The organism is Acinetobacter sp. LT1, assembly GCF_059800965.1.
In genome coordinates this window covers 22,152-37,739 of sequence record NZ_JBBAXE010000002.1, presented here as the reverse complement: position 1 = coordinate 37,739, position 15,588 = coordinate 22,152, and the positions used below count along the sequence as shown (strand labels likewise).

Below are 15,588 nucleotides of genomic sequence, written 5' to 3'. Positions count from 1 at the left end.
TGATTATGGTGGCGAAACGAAAAGGGGTTAGCAGACTGATTTACCCAAAAATCAGCACATCCGAAGATGTCCCCCTCCCGTTCCGCCGCAGAGGGAGACACGTAGGGATGCCCACAAAAAAGAGAGACTTTTTCGTGTGCGTTGGGTAAATACGGCCTGCTAAAACCGACTGGCAATGTGGCCAGCAGGCAAAGGATAATCGGAGGGGTTTTAGGTGTCAATGTGATATTGGCTACAAATAAAGCTTTAAAAACATGAGTAAAAAGATTTATTAATACCTTAGAGAATGCTTTTATTTTTTTAGATTTTAAAATTTAAGTAAAACTTAAAAATGCAATTCGTTATATTAATTCATTAAGACTTTGAATACCGAGTTTTACGCCATAGCTACCTTCACTATCGTTATCAAGCCAACCACCATTAATTAAAGCTGGCACAGTCTTATTTATCACTTTTCCAGCTAATAGTTTGGCATCATTTCTACTTAAATAGCCAACTGTTAAACCGTTAATTTCAATTTTAACTGCGTTCTTGTCATAAGCATTAAAAGGTTCAGAAACAACTCTAGCCATTACTTCTACATATTTTGACTTTTCTTGTTTAGGCCCAGCAATCTTTCTTAAATTTGCTTGATAGGATTGCTCCCCAACAATATCAACCAAATAGATTATTGATCTTTCACTAGTGAGATTTTTCTTCTTATGTTTTTTACTTAATATTAAAAATAAAACCAATAAGCCAAATACTCCCAATATCATTTCCATTCTTTTTCCTCTTATTATTCATAAAAAATATAAAACTAAAGATATTAAAAAGAGTAAACCAGAAATCAGCTTACTCTTTCATACCCTTATTTAATGACAATGATGGTCACCAGTTTTGCTATTCGTATGACATCCTTTAGAGTTTGTACCCCCAGAATGAGCATTAACCTGTGTAACTGCTAAACCGATTAGACAAATGAATAAAAGTTTTTTCATGAGTTTATTTCCTTCAAGTCGGAATTATAATTGAGTTTTTATTGTACAAAATAAAATTATTAAGCTTTGATAAAACAGATGAGTGACTTATAAACTTTAGTCTAGTTTCTATTTATAACTATTTTATTGAAATATCCCTTTAAAAAGATAAACCATGAAAATTTGTATTGTAGGCCCTTCTGGCGCTGGTAAAACAACTATCACTAAGAAATTAGCTGATGAATTAAAGATATCAACTTATGAGTTTGATGAGATCTACTGGAATATAAGTGGAACTGAGTTTATAAAGAATTCTGAAGAAGCAATCTCAAGTGGTACTCAAGAAATCGCCTTACAGGATAGCTGGATTGTAGAAGGAGCTTACGATAAACGCTTACTTCCATTACTTCTTGAATGCTCTTTAATTTTAAAAATGGAAGTTCCTTTTTATTTAAGAACAATAAGGCTTTTACAACGTTATTTAAAGTCTATAGTTACACGCAAGAAACCCAAAGAAACTCTAAAAAATACATTAGAGCTGATTTGGTTTTCACATAGTTTTGATAAACGTTTAGAAAAATTTCTGAGTAGTAATGCTCAACTCTCTAAAAAGACTATTCCTTTTAATAACTTTTCAAAAGCTATAAATACTATTCAGACTATTTTTAAAAACAATTAATTCATTTATGAAATCATGATGAAAGAACGGAGGTGGGTTGACAGACCAGTCATCTAGGAACTGGCACGCACTAAGCGTCCCGCCTCCGTTCCGCCGCAGAGAATAATAAGAGAGATTTCAAGTGTCAATCGGATATTGGGTGGATTCTTAAATTTAATTATCTAGTTTAATTAGGGAATTATATGTGGGGATACACCGATAAAATGAATAATTAAATCCATTTTATCGGCTTGCTAGAAGAGGTTTTTAAAACCTTATTTTTTATTGTTTAATATATTTTGGGAACTCTTTTAAAACCTTATGACAAAAGTGGCCCTGTGTATCCTCTTTCTTGCGTTCCTCAAATTCCTTCATACCAAATTTCATAACCTCTCTACCGTATTTTTCACCAAGGTCATGTTTAGTACATTTTGCGGCAGCATCCTTTAACTCTTCTGAGTAATAGTGATAATTACAATCGAGCTGAGCACGGCTTAAAAAACCATGTAGTTCCACTGCTTTCTCACACTGAGTTTGCTCTAGAAGATTTCTAGACTCTTGAGCAGCATAAATTGATGTTGCTAAGAATAAAGTGAAAATCGTTACTAAAATATTACGCATTATTTCCCCGACAAAGTTATTAAAAGTATTAGTGATAATATTGCGGGCGTATTAAATAATAATTATTTATAAGTGTCTATTAATAATAAAGAAAATGGGATAACCCTCCTCTCTTTTGAATACTTAATCACCTTAATAAAATTGGGTGATTAATTTTTATCAAGTGAATGATATTAAATTTGTTTTATAACCATCTTTAATATTATTCGAGTTATTCGGAAAAAGAGTTTTAGTGATATTTAATCCATTTCTAATCTACTAAACCCCTTACTCATTTCAGCGCTTTAAAATCCTAATTTCTTAAAGACAAAATAGCCCACATGGCTTTCAAAGCTACCGTCATTTTGAATTTTAAAATATTTCTTCACAAGGTCAGATGAACCTTCCTGCAAATAACGTAAAGTTTTGATTTGATCTTCAGGCGTTTTCATTCGCTTTACCCAACTATCAAAGTCTAACGCAAGCGTTTGTTTATCTAAACCCACCAAATCAAAGCCTGCATCTTCAATAAAATAGACCCACTCTTTCACACTATAGTTTCGTACATGGCTTGGGTCTCGAATCGTTTCGATGGTCTGTAAAAAAGTATCTAATATGGGCGAGCTAGAACTAATAATGTCTACAAAAATAACAATACCATCTGGCTTAAGCACACGGTTTACTTCTTTCATGGCAGTCGGAACATGTTGCCAGTGATGCGCAGAATATCGGCTAATGACTACATCAAACTGCTGATCACTAAAAGGCATATCTTCAGCAATGCCCTGCTGCACAAAGATATTTTTTAATTTGCGTTGGCTGGCAGCCTTAGACACGGTGTCTAACATTTCATGAGATAAATCGTAAGCAAAAACAAGGTCCGCATGCGGAGCAACATTGTAGGAAACATGCCCACCACCACAGCCTAAATCAAGGACTACAGCCTTTTCAATTTTCTGAATTTCATTAATAAATTTATTAAATTCAATACCTTCAGAATGAGCTTGGCTATTTAAATAGTCGAGAGATTTATTTTGATATTGTTTTTGATTTATATCATGCTGGGTGATCATAACCTTGCTCCTCCTTTGTAATGGAATTACATTAAAGGAAAATTTAGATAAAAAATAATGATTAGTTTTTCTTCAATTGATAAATAAAAGTTATTATTTGATTTGTTTTGACATATCATGCCAGTTAATAAAAATAGATTTAAAGATTAACAAGAAATCCGCAAAGAGCACTGTTTAGTCACCCTTACTGAAACAGTGCTCTTTGCTCCATCCCAACCTCTATCCAGAAAGGTTCGATGCATAGAAATAGTGTATGTACCTTTGACTCAAAATGTTTCCTGTATTTTTTAAAATTTTTAAACATTCATAGCATAAAAATGAAGTATATTGATTTTTATCAGAAGATTCTTCTTTGGTTTATATTTTGAACAGAACAGAATACACACTAGATCGTATAGATCGGAAAATTTTATCTGCATTACGTGGAAATGGCCGTTTAACCGTTGCTCAACTGGCCGAAGAAGTAGGGCTTTCATCTTCTCCGTGCTGGACTCGACTGAAACGTCTGGAAACTTTAAAAATTATTGAAGGATATACGGTAAACGTAAACCAAAAAGCGATTGGCATTCATGAAGTCTTTTTTATTGAAATTACTTTAGAGCGCCATGATGACGAAATGCTAGAAAATTTCAGTGAAGCATTAGCAGATATACCTGAAGTAGTGGAAGCGCATCTCGTCACAGGTGACTATGATTATCTGGTTAAAGTAGCAGTCAAAGATGCTGATCATTACGAGCGATTTTTAAGAAAAAAACTTTATTCAATTAAAGGAATACGCCACACTCGTTCGACCTTTGCCCTACGCCCTCTCAAATCTGCTAATACAGCCGATTTAATGTTAATTGAATAGAAGAGTTAAACACTTAGAGATAATTCTTTAATTTATTGATTTAAAAATCTTTATTAAGGGAAAACCTAGCAAATATAACAGATGATAGCTCTGTTATATTTTTTTTAAAAAATTCTGTATCTATGATTACAGCCTTCACTTCTTCAAAATGTAATTAATCTGAATTGGAGGCATCGCCATGAACATTTTGAAGAAAAAAAATAAGGCCAGTTTTGTATTCTTTATTATTACTCTCTACTCGTTTATTGGGTTTGGCTTAGGCTTCGTTATTTGGGAATACTTTTTAAAGGCCTAGTTTGCTAAAGAATACTTAACTCACCTCAGTAATAATTTCTGAAGTGATTTCTTTACTACGATGATATGCGGCCTTCATAGCTAAACGTATATCATCAGATACATTTCCTAGCTCAAACATTCTGAGTGCTGATTCGGTAATCCCGTTAGCCAACGTCACCTTGCCACACAGATCCGCTGGCGGGACATTACTTTTACGGACCATTTCAACTGCACCACTAGCCGCTTGGAGTGCTAAATCTAGAGCAAATTGTTTATCGAGCCCTAAAGAAACCCCTGTCTTTATCATGCTGTCTAAAATATAGAAAAAGTAAGCAGGTCCCGAACCAGACAAAGCAATAATTGCGTCTGACTGCGTTTCAGACGGCGCCCAAAAAGTCTGACCCGTTGCAGAGTACAGCATTTCGATTAGGTCTTTATCAAGCTGGTCCATTTGCTCTGAAGCAATAAGCACATGCGTCCCGGTATGCGTAAGCACAGGTGGATTTGAAATTACACGAACAATTTTTTTCGAACCCGTAAAACGAGTCAAGTTTGCAATATCTACTCCCGCCATCATAGAAACTATAATTTTACTAGCTAACCATTTTTTTAGCGGTATAAGTGTCTCTTTTAACTGTTTAGGCTCTAGTAGCAAAACAACAATTTCAGCTTTTTTTAGTCCATTTTCTTTTTGCTTTAAAGCATTTGTATCATTAATCTTTTTCTCTTCAATGAGGTGTATTTTTTCTTTTTTAAATCCTTTTAAAACCAACCCTCCTATTAACGCTAAAGCTAGATTACTACTGCCAATAAAACAAATATTAGGTTGTACTGCACTTAACATTTAAAATGTTTTCCTTTCTTAAGAGAGGTTTATAACAACAAATATTATCTATAATTTAATTATGTATATTGAATTAATGATGACCGTCTGAATAAAGAACCCACTTTAATAAGATATATTATTAAAGTGGGTTTTGTTTTATTCGCGCAATAAATAAAACAACTTTAGATTAAGCCTAATGTATTACTATTGTTAGTAAATACCACAAAAAAAATGTTAAGCTGTGTAACATATACAAGAGTATTGTAAAAAATTCTGTAACGAATTCTATTAAGCTAATATAAAAAATATCTATTACTTAATAAGAAAATCTTTAAACCAAATTAAGGCACGGAAGTGTTCTAGTTCAAACAACTAAAGAGTTTCTTTCTTATTCGCTAAAATTCTCTCGGCTTTTCTGATTGCCTGTTGTAAATCAATATCTTCGCACACCCAAAAGGTAAAAATTTTTCCAAATAAGTGGAAATGCTGTTTAACATACTGAGAGCTATTGTCTGAATAGTGCTCTTCTATCTTAAAAACATCATTATGATTTTCTATCTTTTGACCGTCTAAAATACCGCCAATACAAATATCCATTTTAGTACCATACACCTAATTACTTATATTTTAACAAAAAATTTAGAAGCACTTTTAAGAGAATATTTTTATTCTGCTTTTTATTTTTAAAGATAAGTTTAATTAAAACTTATAAAAAACCCACAAGATAGAGTGGGTTTTTAAACTCTTCTAAAGCGCTTTAGCCTTAAACACATTCTATTTAAATAATATATTTAAAACAACTCTAGTCGCTCTATGAAATTATGAATTCTGAAGAATCACAATATTTGAAGCTTGTGGGCCTTTTTTACCCTGTACTACAGTAAACTCAACACGTTGGCCTTCTAAGAGAACCTTAAAACCTTGTGTTTGAATATCGGTAAAATGAGCGAAAATATCCTTACCTTCATCAGCCGCAATAAAACCAAAACCTTTAGTTTCATTGAACCATTTTACTGTACCAGTAGAAGTAGACATATATTTATCCTAAATTTTAAAATATTATAACTTATTATTGGGGAAACCAATTTAACTAAAAAATAGACGTGAAAACTTAAATATCTGAATGAACCGAAGACTTATAAATAAAACTGCGAAATAGAAATTTATGATGACAAGAATATTTTGTTAGTTATGCTCGACTATACACGCTTCAAAATCATTTGCAATCGATATTCAAAATAATTAAAGCAAGAAAAATTCTATACTGCTGGTTCTACATCTTTCATCTTGATTTGATTAAAGATCCTTTCAATTAAAAATCTAATATTCTATATTTTAATTGAAAGAAGTACTTTTAATTCTTGAGTTACTGACGCCATTAATAGAATTTCTGTTCACCAGCAGGACGTGTTTTAAAGCGTCGATGAAACCACATGTATTGTGTAGGGGCAATGCGAATTTGGTTTTCAATAATCTTGTTTACCCTTTCAGCGTCACTGACTTCACAGCCACTCGGGAAATTTTCTAATTTAGGTTCTACTAAAACATGATATTGCGGATTACGAATATCACCACTACGGTAAAAATATAAAGGCACGGCTGCTGCTTTTGAGATATCCATTAGTCTGCGATGCGCTGTAACGGTAGCTGCCTGAATACCGAAAAATGATGCCATTACGCCTTGTTTTAAGCCAAAATCCTGATCTGGGCTATACCATATCGCATGCCCATGTTTAAGGTTTTGTATGAGTCCACGCATGTTGTCTCGAGCAATTTGGTTTTTATACACTCGCGCACGACTACGATGAATCAGAAAATCTAAAAACGGATTGTTTTGAGGTCGGTAAACCACGTCCATATTAAAGAATAAAGTACACGCCGCTCCACCTGCATCTAAAAGCGTACTGTGGGTACCTAATAAAAGTACGCCATTTTCCTGATTATTGGTTAAATTTTCTAAACCATCTATGTGAACACGACTTTTAAACCAATTTGGGCAATACCAAGCATTTAAAGCTTCAAATACACCCGTTAAAGTATCAACAAAAACCTGTTTAGCTTTTGCCTCAATTTGCAAAGGTGTTTTTTCTGGGAAACATGCTTGTAAATTACGTAGTGTAGTTTTTCTTCGAGAACTTAAAGATTTCCACGCTATTTTTGATAGTAAGTCAGCAAGGCGCCATTGAATAGCCCAAGGTAACATCGCAAATAACATTAGAATAAAAGCTAAAAACCATATACCCCAATATTTAAACGCTAAAAAGGAAAATTGAAACTCGCCAGATTTAAACTGCCGTTCATTTTTCGTCATACTATAGATTTCTTGAGGTATAGACTTAGTATACTAACATGCTCAATTTTTAACGTTGTGTGTTTATGTTGCTTTCACTTTTATAGTTTTATATGCCCTATTTATTTATACAAATCTATATTTTAAATATTTAATCTATGTAAGACTTAAATATACATAACCTTCTGTATACAACGATTATTTTCTCATTTAAAGTAACCGCACAATCTTGCCTCAATTGATAAATAGGATATATCAGCGTGAGCGGTCTTTTAGTATTTATAACAATAGCATTTCTTACCCTATTAAGCCCAGGACCGGGAGTTTTATTTACTGTCACAAATTCAATTAACTATGGTGTTAAAACTGCTTTGTTTGGAATAAGTGGTTTAATTATTGGTATGTTTGTGATTGCTGTAATTTCTGCCAGCGGTGTAGGACTTATTATTACTAGTAACCCTACTATTTTTACGGTTTTAAAATTTATTGGTGCATTTTATTTAATGTATCTCGGATATAAAAACTTTACTAAAAAACTTGCAACCCAAGAGTTAATGACCGATCAACAAAAAGATAAAGCTGTAAGTAAATCTAAATTGTTTTATCAGGGCCTATTCGCATCTTTGCTTAATCCTAAAACAATCGTATTTTTTATCGCACTCTTCCCTCAATTTATTGATATCAAGAAAGAGATTTTAAATCAATTTTTAATTCTTTCTTTAACCTTTTGTTTTATTGGTTTTTTAATTCATTTAGTTTACGCAAACTTCTCTTCAATTTTTAAAGAGAAAATGTTAGCTGGAAATAATTTCACGATACTCAATAAAATTAGTGGTGCTATTTTCTTTCTACTTGCCATTTTACTTATCGCACAATAAAGCATTGCTCGACCTATTATTTGTTAAAAAGCCTTAACTCATGGTTAGGCTTTTTAACTCATTAGATCTTTAAGCATGTTCTTTTCTAATACATTTTTAGAGTGTTACTCTGTTTAATATCCAACCATAAAAGAAATCTTCGTAGTTAGGGTTGTTCTCGGTAATTTCAATATAATGCTGCCCTTGCATAATATTTAAAATGCGCACGAGTACTTTTTCACCCTCTTTATTACGTCTATTTAAGTACGTAGCCAGTGCTTGCAAAGTAAGAGGTCCGTACTGGCCATCTACCACAAGATTTGACCAACCTTCCTTCCCCTGCTTATTCAGCAGATTTAAAGCACGTTGTAATAAAGGCTTTGTAAAATTGATGCCACAATTTATAGCTGTATCCAGTAACTCTTCTGCAATAGCTGGGCTAATCGCATTAATCTGGTCAAACTGTGGTTCAAGCCAGTATTTTTGCTTATAAATAGATTTGGCGACACTTAAGGGCAAGTCTTGCATGTTGCCTTGATATCCGTTCGATCGAGCGACTGCTTCTGTAATGCCAAATTTAGTCGCATGGCCATGATCTGATGGATGGTTAACATATCCGCCTTCTCGGCTGATAACTTTTTCTAAGTATTGATCAATATTCATTTTATTCTACCTTTATATTTAAAGCTGTCTTTAGCTATTTTGGAGATCATCTTTTGCTTTTTTTAGGTCTTTAATGACCTCTACAATCGTTTTACCTTCTTGTTTATTGATGAAGTTAAATATCCATCTCACAATAGCCCAGCCCGGTAAACCACAGATGAAGAAAAATCCAGATAGGGTGATCATTCCCCAAATATCGGATACCCATTCATGCAGGTTCCATTTCATAATAATGAATGAGCCGCCTGTCAGGCTTGAAACTACTGTACAGATGAGAGCAACAATCCATTCTTGTGGAGAACGAGGAAAACGCATCATCAATACAACTGCGACAACTAAGCTGACTGCCAAAGCCACCATAATTGCAATACTATAAAAATTTAAAAATGTGGCTAACCCACTGCTAGAAACTGTTTCCATGACTTTGTCCTGCGCTAAAGGGTAAAACTTGAAAACTCATCACGTTGACCAGCTTGTGGTTTTCAATGTTTATTAATTCCTTCGTTTTCTTTATTACAGTCAATAAAAAACACTAACGCTTTAAAGCAGCGCTAAATTGCAAGACGAACTTATCCTTGACCCCATTTATTTCAGGGGTCCGAGAAAGAATGTTTGTATGCTAAAGTCTGTTAGTGTGCACCGTTTAAGGCTTGTTCAATCAACTCAATCACTGTGATTGCACCAATCGCTTTTTGCATAGAGACTTGATCATCGAATTCGAATGCGTCATCTTCAAGCTCATTTACAATCTGCTTGGCCTCCTCAAGTGCCCTTTTTATTTTTTGTACCTTATATTTGTTTACGTCTTTGGCAATTGTCGGGATATACCCTCCACGTTTTGCATTTTTAAGTTGTTTAGCTCTGTTCTGCATTGCTGTAGTCATTCACTATCTCCAACTCAATGTACTCGTTAGTAAGGCGTCTTTATCGTTTGTTATTCTTGAGGTTTTGATACATTCTTTGAGCAATATAGCTAAGCTATGACTACAAATGTGTGTTCAAAACGTTTCATCTGGTACAACAATCATAAAGAGCCCAACTATATGCAATTAAGCCACTAATTTATAAACAAATATTTCCTTTTCTAAAAATGTAAAAAAGTATTAAATTTTGTGGATTTAAGCTTTTTACACGCCTTAATTTTTTGACCAAAAAGTTCATATAAAGCTTTGCCGTATATCGGAAACTTTTGTTAGGTCTCACAATCTTTGTTAAATTCTTCATGTTCTTGATACCCTTTATCGACGAACATTAAGCCTGATCCACGGAATCGGGCTTTTTTTATTCCAATTTTTGTTTTGATAGCCTGTTTGCAAATAATAATTGAGCTATCTCCCTTTTATTCTGCTACCTGTAGAAACAAAATAAATTTAGCTTCCATCTCAAAGCTTTGATAAAGCGATAAATAGTGACTTAGGTACCATTTAAATTTTCTCTATTCATCTTGAGATATAACTGATATTATAACTATAGTTATTATTAGTCAATAACTATAGTTGTTTTACTCTATATAACTTAAGTTATATATTTGTTATAAGTTTACTGGTGTAACCATTATGGCTCTTAAAGACCGTTTAAAAGACTCTAGAATTAAAGCCAAAAAAACTCAGGCTGAAGTGGCAGAAGCTGTAAAGATGTCGCAACCTGCCTATCAGGCTTTAGAGTCAGGGAAAAATTTAAAATCTGCATTTCTTCCTTTAATTGCTCAATTTTTAGGAGTGGATGGTTATTGGTTAACGACAGGGAATACTGAAGATTCTTTTAGAGAAAGTGATGTATTTAGCCCGACTGTAGTAAGTGCAGAAGCTACCGATCAATATGTCTGGATTGAAGTTGTAGAAGCTAACTTTTCTTGCGGGACAGGTGAATCTATTGAATTTCACTTTGATGCTATTAATGGAAAAATTCCATTCCCTGCTTCATTCTTTAAAGAAAAACGCGTTGCTCAAGAATGCATGCGTATTATTAAAGCTAAAGGCGATAGCATGACCGACTACATTAAAGACGGAGATTTGGTGGGTATTGATATCTCTCAAACAGAAGTCATTGATGGCGAGATTTATGCGGTTTACTTTGCTGGCGAAGGAATGATTAAACAGATTTTTAAAGAGGCAGATGGCTCTTTAATTTTGCATAGCTTAAATGAAAAATTTAGAGACCGACGTGTAACAGAAGAGAACGGTAAAAACTTTAAGGTTATGGGCCGCCAGTTTTGGCGAGCAGGTTAATTTAGTTATTAAATATAATTAAAATAATAATACGAGCGTTTTAATCATTTCAGCCTTTTTATAACTTTAATTATTTATATAACCTGTAGACATAAAAAAACCTATCTCCTTTAAAAGAGATAGGTTCTCTCGCTTTATTACCATGGTTTTATCAACAATATGTATTTAAACGATAAAGTTGATTAAACCCGGTATAGAAGCTTTTACCATCTTGGTTTAACTCAATTTCTTCACCAGATTGAAGTTGAATTTTTTTACCAACTTCGACCCAACGATATCCAACGAGAGAGTTTTGTTTACGCACGTGAGGAACAATCCTCACATTAATTTCGTTGCCATTTACGGCTGTGGCAATGTGCCACTCATTTACTATATTCACAATCATTCACTCATCACTGAGCTCATGTGATTTTACGGTATGTAATTAGAACGCTAGATTTAGGGTATGGACAGTTCGTCTAGAATTTAATATTTAGCTTTATATAGGGTTATTTATAAGCTAATTGCTTTTCATAATTTTCGTATTATGAAAAGTGGTACATCACAGAGCATAATATTTTTGGATGCGGGAGTCGGATTTGAACCAACGACCTTCGGGTTATGAGCCCGACGAGCTACCAGACTGCTCCACCCCGCAATTGGAAGTAAGCTTTATACGCTCATATATTTTATAAAGCAAACTTTATTTTTTAATCGGTTGTAATTATTAACAATTCTCTTTTTATTATTTTTTCATTTTAACCATTCAGTCTAAATTCACTTATCAATTTCAATTTTTAATTCTTTAAATTGTTGTATTTATTTTTAATAGAACCCGATATTCATAGACAACAATTGCCTTGGTTGGATGGCTTTTATACTATCTAGATTGGTCCTTTAATTTTTAGTTCGTATGTCTGAACCTCAGTTTTCCCTTAGTGAATATCTCGGCACAGTTCAGGAAGTCATACGTGTGGCTTTTGATGAGCCAGTTTGGGTAAAAGCAGAAATTCGAAATTTAAATATTAAGGGCGGCCATTACTATTTAGAACTTGCAGAAAAAGATGCAGAGACTGATAAAGTCATTGCCAGCTGTAAAGCCACGATCTGGAAATTTTCAGCGAGTAAAATTGTTTTAAAGTTTGAACGTGAAACTGGTATTGAGATTTCGAGCGACTTAAATGTACTCATCAAAATTAGAGCACGTTTTGATCCTCAATATGGATTTTCGGTCAACATCGAAGAGATTGACTCAAGCTTTACGTTGGGTGAAATTGCTAAACGTTATCAGCAAATTATTGAACGACTTACTCAAGAAGGTTTAATCCATAAAAATAAACTTCTTCCCACTCCTTTTGATATTCAAAATGTTTTAGTCATTGCTCCTCAAAATGCTGCGGGCCTTGGTGACTTTAAAAAAGATGCAGATGCACTTGAGCGAAATGGGGTTTGCCATTTTGTGTATCAGACCGCTACTTTTCAAGGAAACACGGCTGCAACTAGTTTGATTGAATCTTTAGGTTCAGGTTTAAGACAATGGGCCAGTACATTTAACTTTCCACCTGATTTGATTGTGATTATTCGCGGTGGTGGATCGGTGAATGATTTAGCTTATTTAAATGATTATGAACTTGCCGCCCTACTTTGCAAACGCAGTGTACCGATTTGGGTAGGTATTGGTCATGAAAAAGACCGTACTATTCTTGATGAAATTGCCCATCGCTCATTTGATACACCAAGTAAAGTGATTGCTGGCATCCGAAACCACATTGTTGAACGCGTCCAAGAAGCTGTAGATAGCCTACAAACGATTAAGCTACTTTCTCAGCATCAAATCACAACCTATCAAAGCAAAAATGATCAACTGCTTCATCACATTAAGTCATCCGCACAGAGTCAACTTAGCTCAGCGCATCGTTTGCTTGATCAGATGAAAGAACGTATTCAATTTAGCTCACAGCAACAAGTTAAATTTTCATTAGCCCAAATCGAATCTTTGATGAAAGAAATCCTTTTGCAAAACCCAAAACAGGTTCAGGCCAAAGGCTATGCAATTGTTAGATCAGAAGGAAAAGCGATTCGCTCTATACATCAAATTTCAAGCCCCGCCATTGCTATTGAGATGCAAGATGGTGTGCTTGAAGCCAACATTACGCAGGTAATTCCAAATGAAGAATGAAGAGTTAACGTTTAAAGATGGTCATGACATTTTGAGGAAAAATGCCGAATTATTAGAATCTCAAGAAAGCCCGGATATCGATAATTTAATGAAAATTGTTGAAGAATCTATTACGGCTTATAAAGCGTGTAAATCACGTATTGAAGCCGTTCAACAGGCTTTAGATGAGACATTTAAAGAATAAAAAAAGCCCACTCCTACTTCTCATTGAAGGAATGGGCTTAGTGAAATCCACTTAATCCTGAAATGCAAAAATGTGGATTAGGTCACATTTTTACACAGGCATAGTCCCATAACCATTTTAGATGTTCAATATTTTAATTGTGTCTATACGTTAGTTTGACTTAATTTTCACCATCTCTTAACTAAATGACTTCTAGTAAGACCATACGAAACACAAACTCTGCTCATGGTTATTGTTAAATTTAATTTAAAAGTTATTCCTCACTGAATGGACCAATTAACTGATAAATTTTGCCGTCTTTAGGGTTTTCATAGAGCAAATCCATATTGGGTAAAATAATATCGTCATTAATTTCAATATGTTCAACACTTTTATGAAGTTCGAGCGCGTGATCATTCATTGGTCTAACTTTTGCCAAAGCAATTGATTCTTTATCAAACTGGTCCTTGATAATTACTTTTAATCTTGTCATGAAAATCTCCTGAAAATTAAATTTTTTAATATAAATAAAGGGTTAAGTTTAAAATGAGCTAATCGCAGAATAGCCGATTGGCATCGCAAAAAAAGTTAAAATAAATGCAGCCGTACGTTGTAAATTACGTTGGTTTAACCAAGTTACTTTGTTTGAAATTAATACGGTTCCAAAAGCAATCCATAAAAATGCAATGGGTGTAATTAATGATAAAAAAATAGCAATATGCACAAAATAAACGTGAAGCACTTCCCATGCTGCATGTGGAAAAATAGCAGAAGCAAAGAGTAAAGCTTTAGGATTTAAAAGTGTTGCAACAAATAAAGCCTTAGGCGTAATTAGTGGGCTGTCTAATTTGATATCATTTGTTGATGTTATCCAAAGTTTAAATGCAAGGTAGAGAATAAAAGTTGCACTTATTAACTTTAATAAGGCAGGAAGCCAAGGGATAAAATGTGAAACTGACTCAAGCAAAACACCCCATGAAGTAATTGCAATGAGATAACCCATCACTTCAGCAGGAATAAGTTTAAGAGACTGCTTCACCCCTGCTTGTATTCCAGCCGAGGCTAACAATGTATTTGTTGGGCCTGGAGTCAACAAAATGGTGACCACAAGTCCAATAAACATAAATGACACCATAGGCAACGAACTCTTTAGTTATGCTAGGCGAAATATGTCAAAAAGGAATATCTATTGTCGACATAATGGTTGTAACAAGAAATATTGAATTTTATTTTTTTAATTTTAAAACAAATAATTAACTCCACCTGACTACAAATTCACTTACTATTTCAATAATTTTAAATATGCAAAATCGATCACAGAAACATAGAATAAGCGCTATTTTTTATGCTCGCTAAACAATTAAATCAAGCTTTTTTTCACAGAAAAATAAGCCGTTATTTTTAATATTTACCCCTTATTTAGCTTATTTAATAAACGCTTTTTTCTGACTTGAAATTTGAAAATTGATCAATATATAAACAACTAGAAATCGTGATTTTACTGAATATGATGTCCCGTTCCCCATCAATTCTTTGATTGTCGCTTTCATCAAATAAATCAGATGATGGAGGATGCATGATGAATGCTTATGTTCGCCCTCATCCAGATGGTTTTAAATCTTATTTAGGTAAGAATCAGAAAACCGGACTCTACATTGTACGAGTAGGTTGGACGGTTTATGAAACGAATGGCAATGGCTCTGTGCTGTACATTGTTAAGAACGAAGATACGATTCCGTTGGATGTAGAAAAGTTTAAAACTGATCGCCCCAAAATTTATGCTGCTCTTCTAAGTGAAGTTCAGTTTCAACGCAAGAAACAACTTGCGATTGATCTCCAGCAATCAAACATCCCTTCTTATGACCGTAAAGCCTACAAAAAACGGCGTGGCTTTATAGACTCTTAAGTAAAGGTTTCACTTTAAACTCATATAGAAAAAGCACCCTTAGGTGCTTTTTCTTTTAACGACCAGTTGTAATTAATACGA

At 33.8% G+C, this 15,588-nt stretch carries 22 protein-coding genes and 1 tRNA gene; 8 read left to right on the top strand and 15 right to left on the bottom strand.

The features are described 5' to 3' along the window. Positions 1–341: 341 nt before the first annotated feature. Together WBW42_RS01900 and WBW42_RS01895 are read right to left on the bottom strand one after the other, a co-directional pair. Positions 342–764 carry a hypothetical protein gene (locus WBW42_RS01900; protein ID WP_032056591.1) on the bottom strand — a complete coding sequence of 141 codons (423 nt, stop codon included), beginning with the start codon at positions 762–764 and terminating at the stop codon, positions 342–344. A 90-nt stretch (positions 765–854) separates the two neighbouring features. Beyond that, on the bottom strand, positions 855–980 hold the full coding sequence (locus tag WBW42_RS01895) for a YHYH domain-containing protein (RefSeq protein ID WP_005076872.1): 126 nt from the start codon (positions 978–980) through the stop codon (positions 855–857). Positions 981–1,134: 154 nt separating this feature from the next. Between WBW42_RS01895 and WBW42_RS01890 the strand changes: the two genes are divergently transcribed. Continuing rightward, a complete protein-coding gene (locus tag WBW42_RS01890) occupies positions 1,135–1,638 on the top strand; it encodes an AAA family ATPase (RefSeq protein WP_032056592.1) in 504 nt (167 codons plus the stop codon). Between the two features lie 261 nt (positions 1,639–1,899). On the opposite strand, the gene WBW42_RS01885 is transcribed toward WBW42_RS01890, so the two are convergent. Then, entirely contained in the window at positions 1,900–2,238 is a 339-nt protein-coding gene (locus WBW42_RS01885; protein WP_017481398.1) for a hypothetical protein, read from the bottom strand. A gap of 284 nt (positions 2,239–2,522) precedes the next feature. After that, positions 2,523–3,290, bottom strand: coding sequence for a class I SAM-dependent methyltransferase (locus WBW42_RS01880; RefSeq protein WP_032056595.1), 768 nt, complete (start codon positions 3,288–3,290; stop codon positions 2,523–2,525). 364 nt (positions 3,291–3,654) lie between these two features. Between WBW42_RS01880 and WBW42_RS01875 the strand changes: the two genes are divergently transcribed. Further along, the gene (locus WBW42_RS01875) at positions 3,655–4,140 is read left to right on the top strand and encodes an Lrp/AsnC family transcriptional regulator (RefSeq protein ID WP_031944142.1); all 486 of its coding nucleotides are present in this window, start codon (positions 3,655–3,657) and stop codon (positions 4,138–4,140) included. 178 nt (positions 4,141–4,318) lie between these two features. Further along, complete coding sequence (locus WBW42_RS01870) at positions 4,319–4,435, top strand: hypothetical protein (protein ID WP_002117441.1); 117 nt, start codon at positions 4,319–4,321, stop codon at positions 4,433–4,435. A gap of 15 nt (positions 4,436–4,450) precedes the next feature. Here WBW42_RS01870 and WBW42_RS01865 read toward each other — a convergent pair whose 3' ends face one another. The 4 genes from WBW42_RS01865 to WBW42_RS01850 all read right to left on the bottom strand — a co-directional run bounded on the left by WBW42_RS01865 (position 4,451) and on the right by WBW42_RS01850 (position 7,553). Then, entirely contained in the window at positions 4,451–5,260 is an 810-nt protein-coding gene (locus WBW42_RS01865; protein ID WP_017403101.1) for a pyrroline-5-carboxylate reductase family protein, read from the bottom strand. A 354-nt stretch (positions 5,261–5,614) separates the two neighbouring features. Next, the gene (locus WBW42_RS01860) at positions 5,615–5,839 is read right to left on the bottom strand and encodes a hypothetical protein (RefSeq protein WP_002117453.1); all 225 of its coding nucleotides are present in this window, start codon (positions 5,837–5,839) and stop codon (positions 5,615–5,617) included. Between the two features lie 222 nt (positions 5,840–6,061). Beyond that, complete coding sequence (locus tag WBW42_RS01855; RefSeq protein WP_005070223.1) at positions 6,062–6,277, bottom strand: cold-shock protein; 216 nt, start codon at positions 6,275–6,277, stop codon at positions 6,062–6,064. A gap of 343 nt (positions 6,278–6,620) precedes the next feature. After that, entirely contained in the window at positions 6,621–7,553 is a 933-nt protein-coding gene (locus WBW42_RS01850) for an LpxL/LpxP family acyltransferase (RefSeq protein ID WP_032056596.1), read from the bottom strand. Positions 7,554–7,792: 239 nt separating this feature from the next. Between WBW42_RS01850 and WBW42_RS01845 the strand changes: the two genes are divergently transcribed. Further along, positions 7,793–8,410, top strand: coding sequence for a LysE family translocator (locus WBW42_RS01845; RefSeq protein ID WP_017399418.1), 618 nt, complete (start codon positions 7,793–7,795; stop codon positions 8,408–8,410). A 96-nt stretch (positions 8,411–8,506) separates the two neighbouring features. On the opposite strand, the gene WBW42_RS01840 is transcribed toward WBW42_RS01845, so the two are convergent. The 3 genes from WBW42_RS01840 to WBW42_RS01830 form a co-directional block, all read right to left on the bottom strand. Beyond that, positions 8,507–9,052 (bottom strand): glycoside hydrolase family 108 protein, encoded by a 546-nt coding sequence (locus WBW42_RS01840; protein ID WP_032056598.1) that lies wholly within the window; start codon positions 9,050–9,052, stop codon positions 8,507–8,509. A gap of 30 nt (positions 9,053–9,082) precedes the next feature. Beyond that, the gene (locus WBW42_RS01835) at positions 9,083–9,472 is read right to left on the bottom strand and encodes a hypothetical protein (protein WP_002119864.1); all 390 of its coding nucleotides are present in this window, start codon (positions 9,470–9,472) and stop codon (positions 9,083–9,085) included. A gap of 209 nt (positions 9,473–9,681) precedes the next feature. Then, positions 9,682–9,936, bottom strand: a complete 255-nt coding sequence (locus WBW42_RS01830) for a hypothetical protein (protein WP_002119927.1) — start codon at positions 9,934–9,936, stop codon at positions 9,682–9,684. A 672-nt stretch (positions 9,937–10,608) separates the two neighbouring features. Here WBW42_RS01830 and WBW42_RS01825 point away from each other — a divergent pair. Further along, positions 10,609–11,280 (top strand): XRE family transcriptional regulator, encoded by a 672-nt coding sequence (locus tag WBW42_RS01825; protein WP_032056599.1) that lies wholly within the window; start codon positions 10,609–10,611, stop codon positions 11,278–11,280. A 151-nt stretch (positions 11,281–11,431) separates the two neighbouring features. Here WBW42_RS01825 and WBW42_RS01820 read toward each other — a convergent pair whose 3' ends face one another. Both WBW42_RS01820 and WBW42_RS01815 read right to left on the bottom strand, forming a co-directional pair. Further along, positions 11,432–11,665 (bottom strand): hypothetical protein, encoded by a 234-nt coding sequence (locus WBW42_RS01820; RefSeq protein ID WP_032056600.1) that lies wholly within the window; start codon positions 11,663–11,665, stop codon positions 11,432–11,434. Between the two features lie 175 nt (positions 11,666–11,840). Beyond that, positions 11,841–11,917: transfer RNA gene (locus tag WBW42_RS01815), tRNA-Met, on the bottom strand. A gap of 255 nt (positions 11,918–12,172) precedes the next feature. On the opposite strand from WBW42_RS01815, the gene xseA reads away from it, so the two are divergent. Together xseA and xseB are read left to right on the top strand one after the other, a co-directional pair. Continuing rightward, positions 12,173–13,438 carry an exodeoxyribonuclease VII large subunit gene (gene xseA, locus WBW42_RS01810; RefSeq protein WP_032056601.1) on the top strand — a complete coding sequence of 422 codons (1,266 nt, stop codon included), beginning with the start codon at positions 12,173–12,175 and terminating at the stop codon, positions 13,436–13,438. Beyond that, positions 13,428–13,622 carry an exodeoxyribonuclease VII small subunit gene (gene xseB, locus WBW42_RS01805; RefSeq protein WP_032056603.1) on the top strand — a complete coding sequence of 65 codons (195 nt, stop codon included), beginning with the start codon at positions 13,428–13,430 and terminating at the stop codon, positions 13,620–13,622. The genes xseA and xseB overlap by 11 nt, the downstream gene beginning before the upstream one ends. Before the next feature lie 253 nt (positions 13,623–13,875). On the opposite strand, the gene WBW42_RS01800 is transcribed toward xseB, so the two are convergent. After that, positions 13,876–14,094, bottom strand: a complete 219-nt coding sequence (locus WBW42_RS01800; protein WP_016141649.1) for a hypothetical protein — start codon at positions 14,092–14,094, stop codon at positions 13,876–13,878. A 48-nt stretch (positions 14,095–14,142) separates the two neighbouring features. Continuing rightward, positions 14,143–14,736: a LysE family translocator gene (locus tag WBW42_RS01795; protein ID WP_005802640.1), complete on the bottom strand. Its 594-nt coding sequence runs from the start codon at positions 14,734–14,736 to the stop codon at positions 14,143–14,145. Between the two features lie 441 nt (positions 14,737–15,177). Here WBW42_RS01795 and WBW42_RS01790 point away from each other — a divergent pair, with 441 nt between their 5' ends. Next, a complete protein-coding gene (locus WBW42_RS01790; RefSeq protein ID WP_005070242.1) occupies positions 15,178–15,507 on the top strand; it encodes a hypothetical protein in 330 nt (109 codons plus the stop codon). The last annotated feature ends 81 nt before the right edge of the window (positions 15,508–15,588 follow it).

Coding starts and splice junctions, on each gene's coding strand:
- WBW42_RS01830 (WP_002119927.1), bottom strand. CDS start 9,936: ATGACTACAGCAATGCAGAACAGAGCTAAACAACTTAAAAATGCAAAA.
- WBW42_RS01855 (WP_005070223.1), bottom strand. CDS start 6,277: ATGTCTACTTCTACTGGTACAGTAAAATGGTTCAATGAAACTAAAGGT.
- WBW42_RS01795 (WP_005802640.1), bottom strand. CDS start 14,736: ATGGTGTCATTTATGTTTATTGGACTTGTGGTCACCATTTTGTTGACT.
- WBW42_RS01840 (WP_032056598.1), bottom strand. CDS start 9,052: ATGAATATTGATCAATACTTAGAAAAAGTTATCAGCCGAGAAGGCGGA.
- WBW42_RS01820 (WP_032056600.1), bottom strand. CDS start 11,665: ATGATTGTGAATATAGTAAATGAGTGGCACATTGCCACAGCCGTAAAT.
- xseA (WP_032056601.1), top strand. CDS start 12,173: ATGTCTGAACCTCAGTTTTCCCTTAGTGAATATCTCGGCACAGTTCAG.
- WBW42_RS01900 (WP_032056591.1), bottom strand. CDS start 764: ATGGAAATGATATTGGGAGTATTTGGCTTATTGGTTTTATTTTTAATA.
- WBW42_RS01870 (WP_002117441.1), top strand. CDS start 4,319: ATGAACATTTTGAAGAAAAAAAATAAGGCCAGTTTTGTATTCTTTATT.
- WBW42_RS01800 (WP_016141649.1), bottom strand. CDS start 14,094: ATGACAAGATTAAAAGTAATTATCAAGGACCAGTTTGATAAAGAATCA.
- WBW42_RS01790 (WP_005070242.1), top strand. CDS start 15,178: ATGATGAATGCTTATGTTCGCCCTCATCCAGATGGTTTTAAATCTTAT.
- xseB (WP_032056603.1), top strand. CDS start 13,428: ATGAAGAATGAAGAGTTAACGTTTAAAGATGGTCATGACATTTTGAGG.
- WBW42_RS01850 (WP_032056596.1), bottom strand. CDS start 7,553: ATGACGAAAAATGAACGGCAGTTTAAATCTGGCGAGTTTCAATTTTCC.
- WBW42_RS01835 (WP_002119864.1), bottom strand. CDS start 9,472: ATGGAAACAGTTTCTAGCAGTGGGTTAGCCACATTTTTAAATTTTTAT.
- WBW42_RS01865 (WP_017403101.1), bottom strand. CDS start 5,260: ATGTTAAGTGCAGTACAACCTAATATTTGTTTTATTGGCAGTAGTAAT.
- WBW42_RS01860 (WP_002117453.1), bottom strand. CDS start 5,839: ATGGATATTTGTATTGGCGGTATTTTAGACGGTCAAAAGATAGAAAAT.
- WBW42_RS01895 (WP_005076872.1), bottom strand. CDS start 980: ATGAAAAAACTTTTATTCATTTGTCTAATCGGTTTAGCAGTTACACAG.
- WBW42_RS01890 (WP_032056592.1), top strand. CDS start 1,135: ATGAAAATTTGTATTGTAGGCCCTTCTGGCGCTGGTAAAACAACTATC.
- WBW42_RS01880 (WP_032056595.1), bottom strand. CDS start 3,290: ATGATCACCCAGCATGATATAAATCAAAAACAATATCAAAATAAATCT.
- WBW42_RS01885 (WP_017481398.1), bottom strand. CDS start 2,238: ATGCGTAATATTTTAGTAACGATTTTCACTTTATTCTTAGCAACATCA.
- WBW42_RS01825 (WP_032056599.1), top strand. CDS start 10,609: ATGGCTCTTAAAGACCGTTTAAAAGACTCTAGAATTAAAGCCAAAAAA.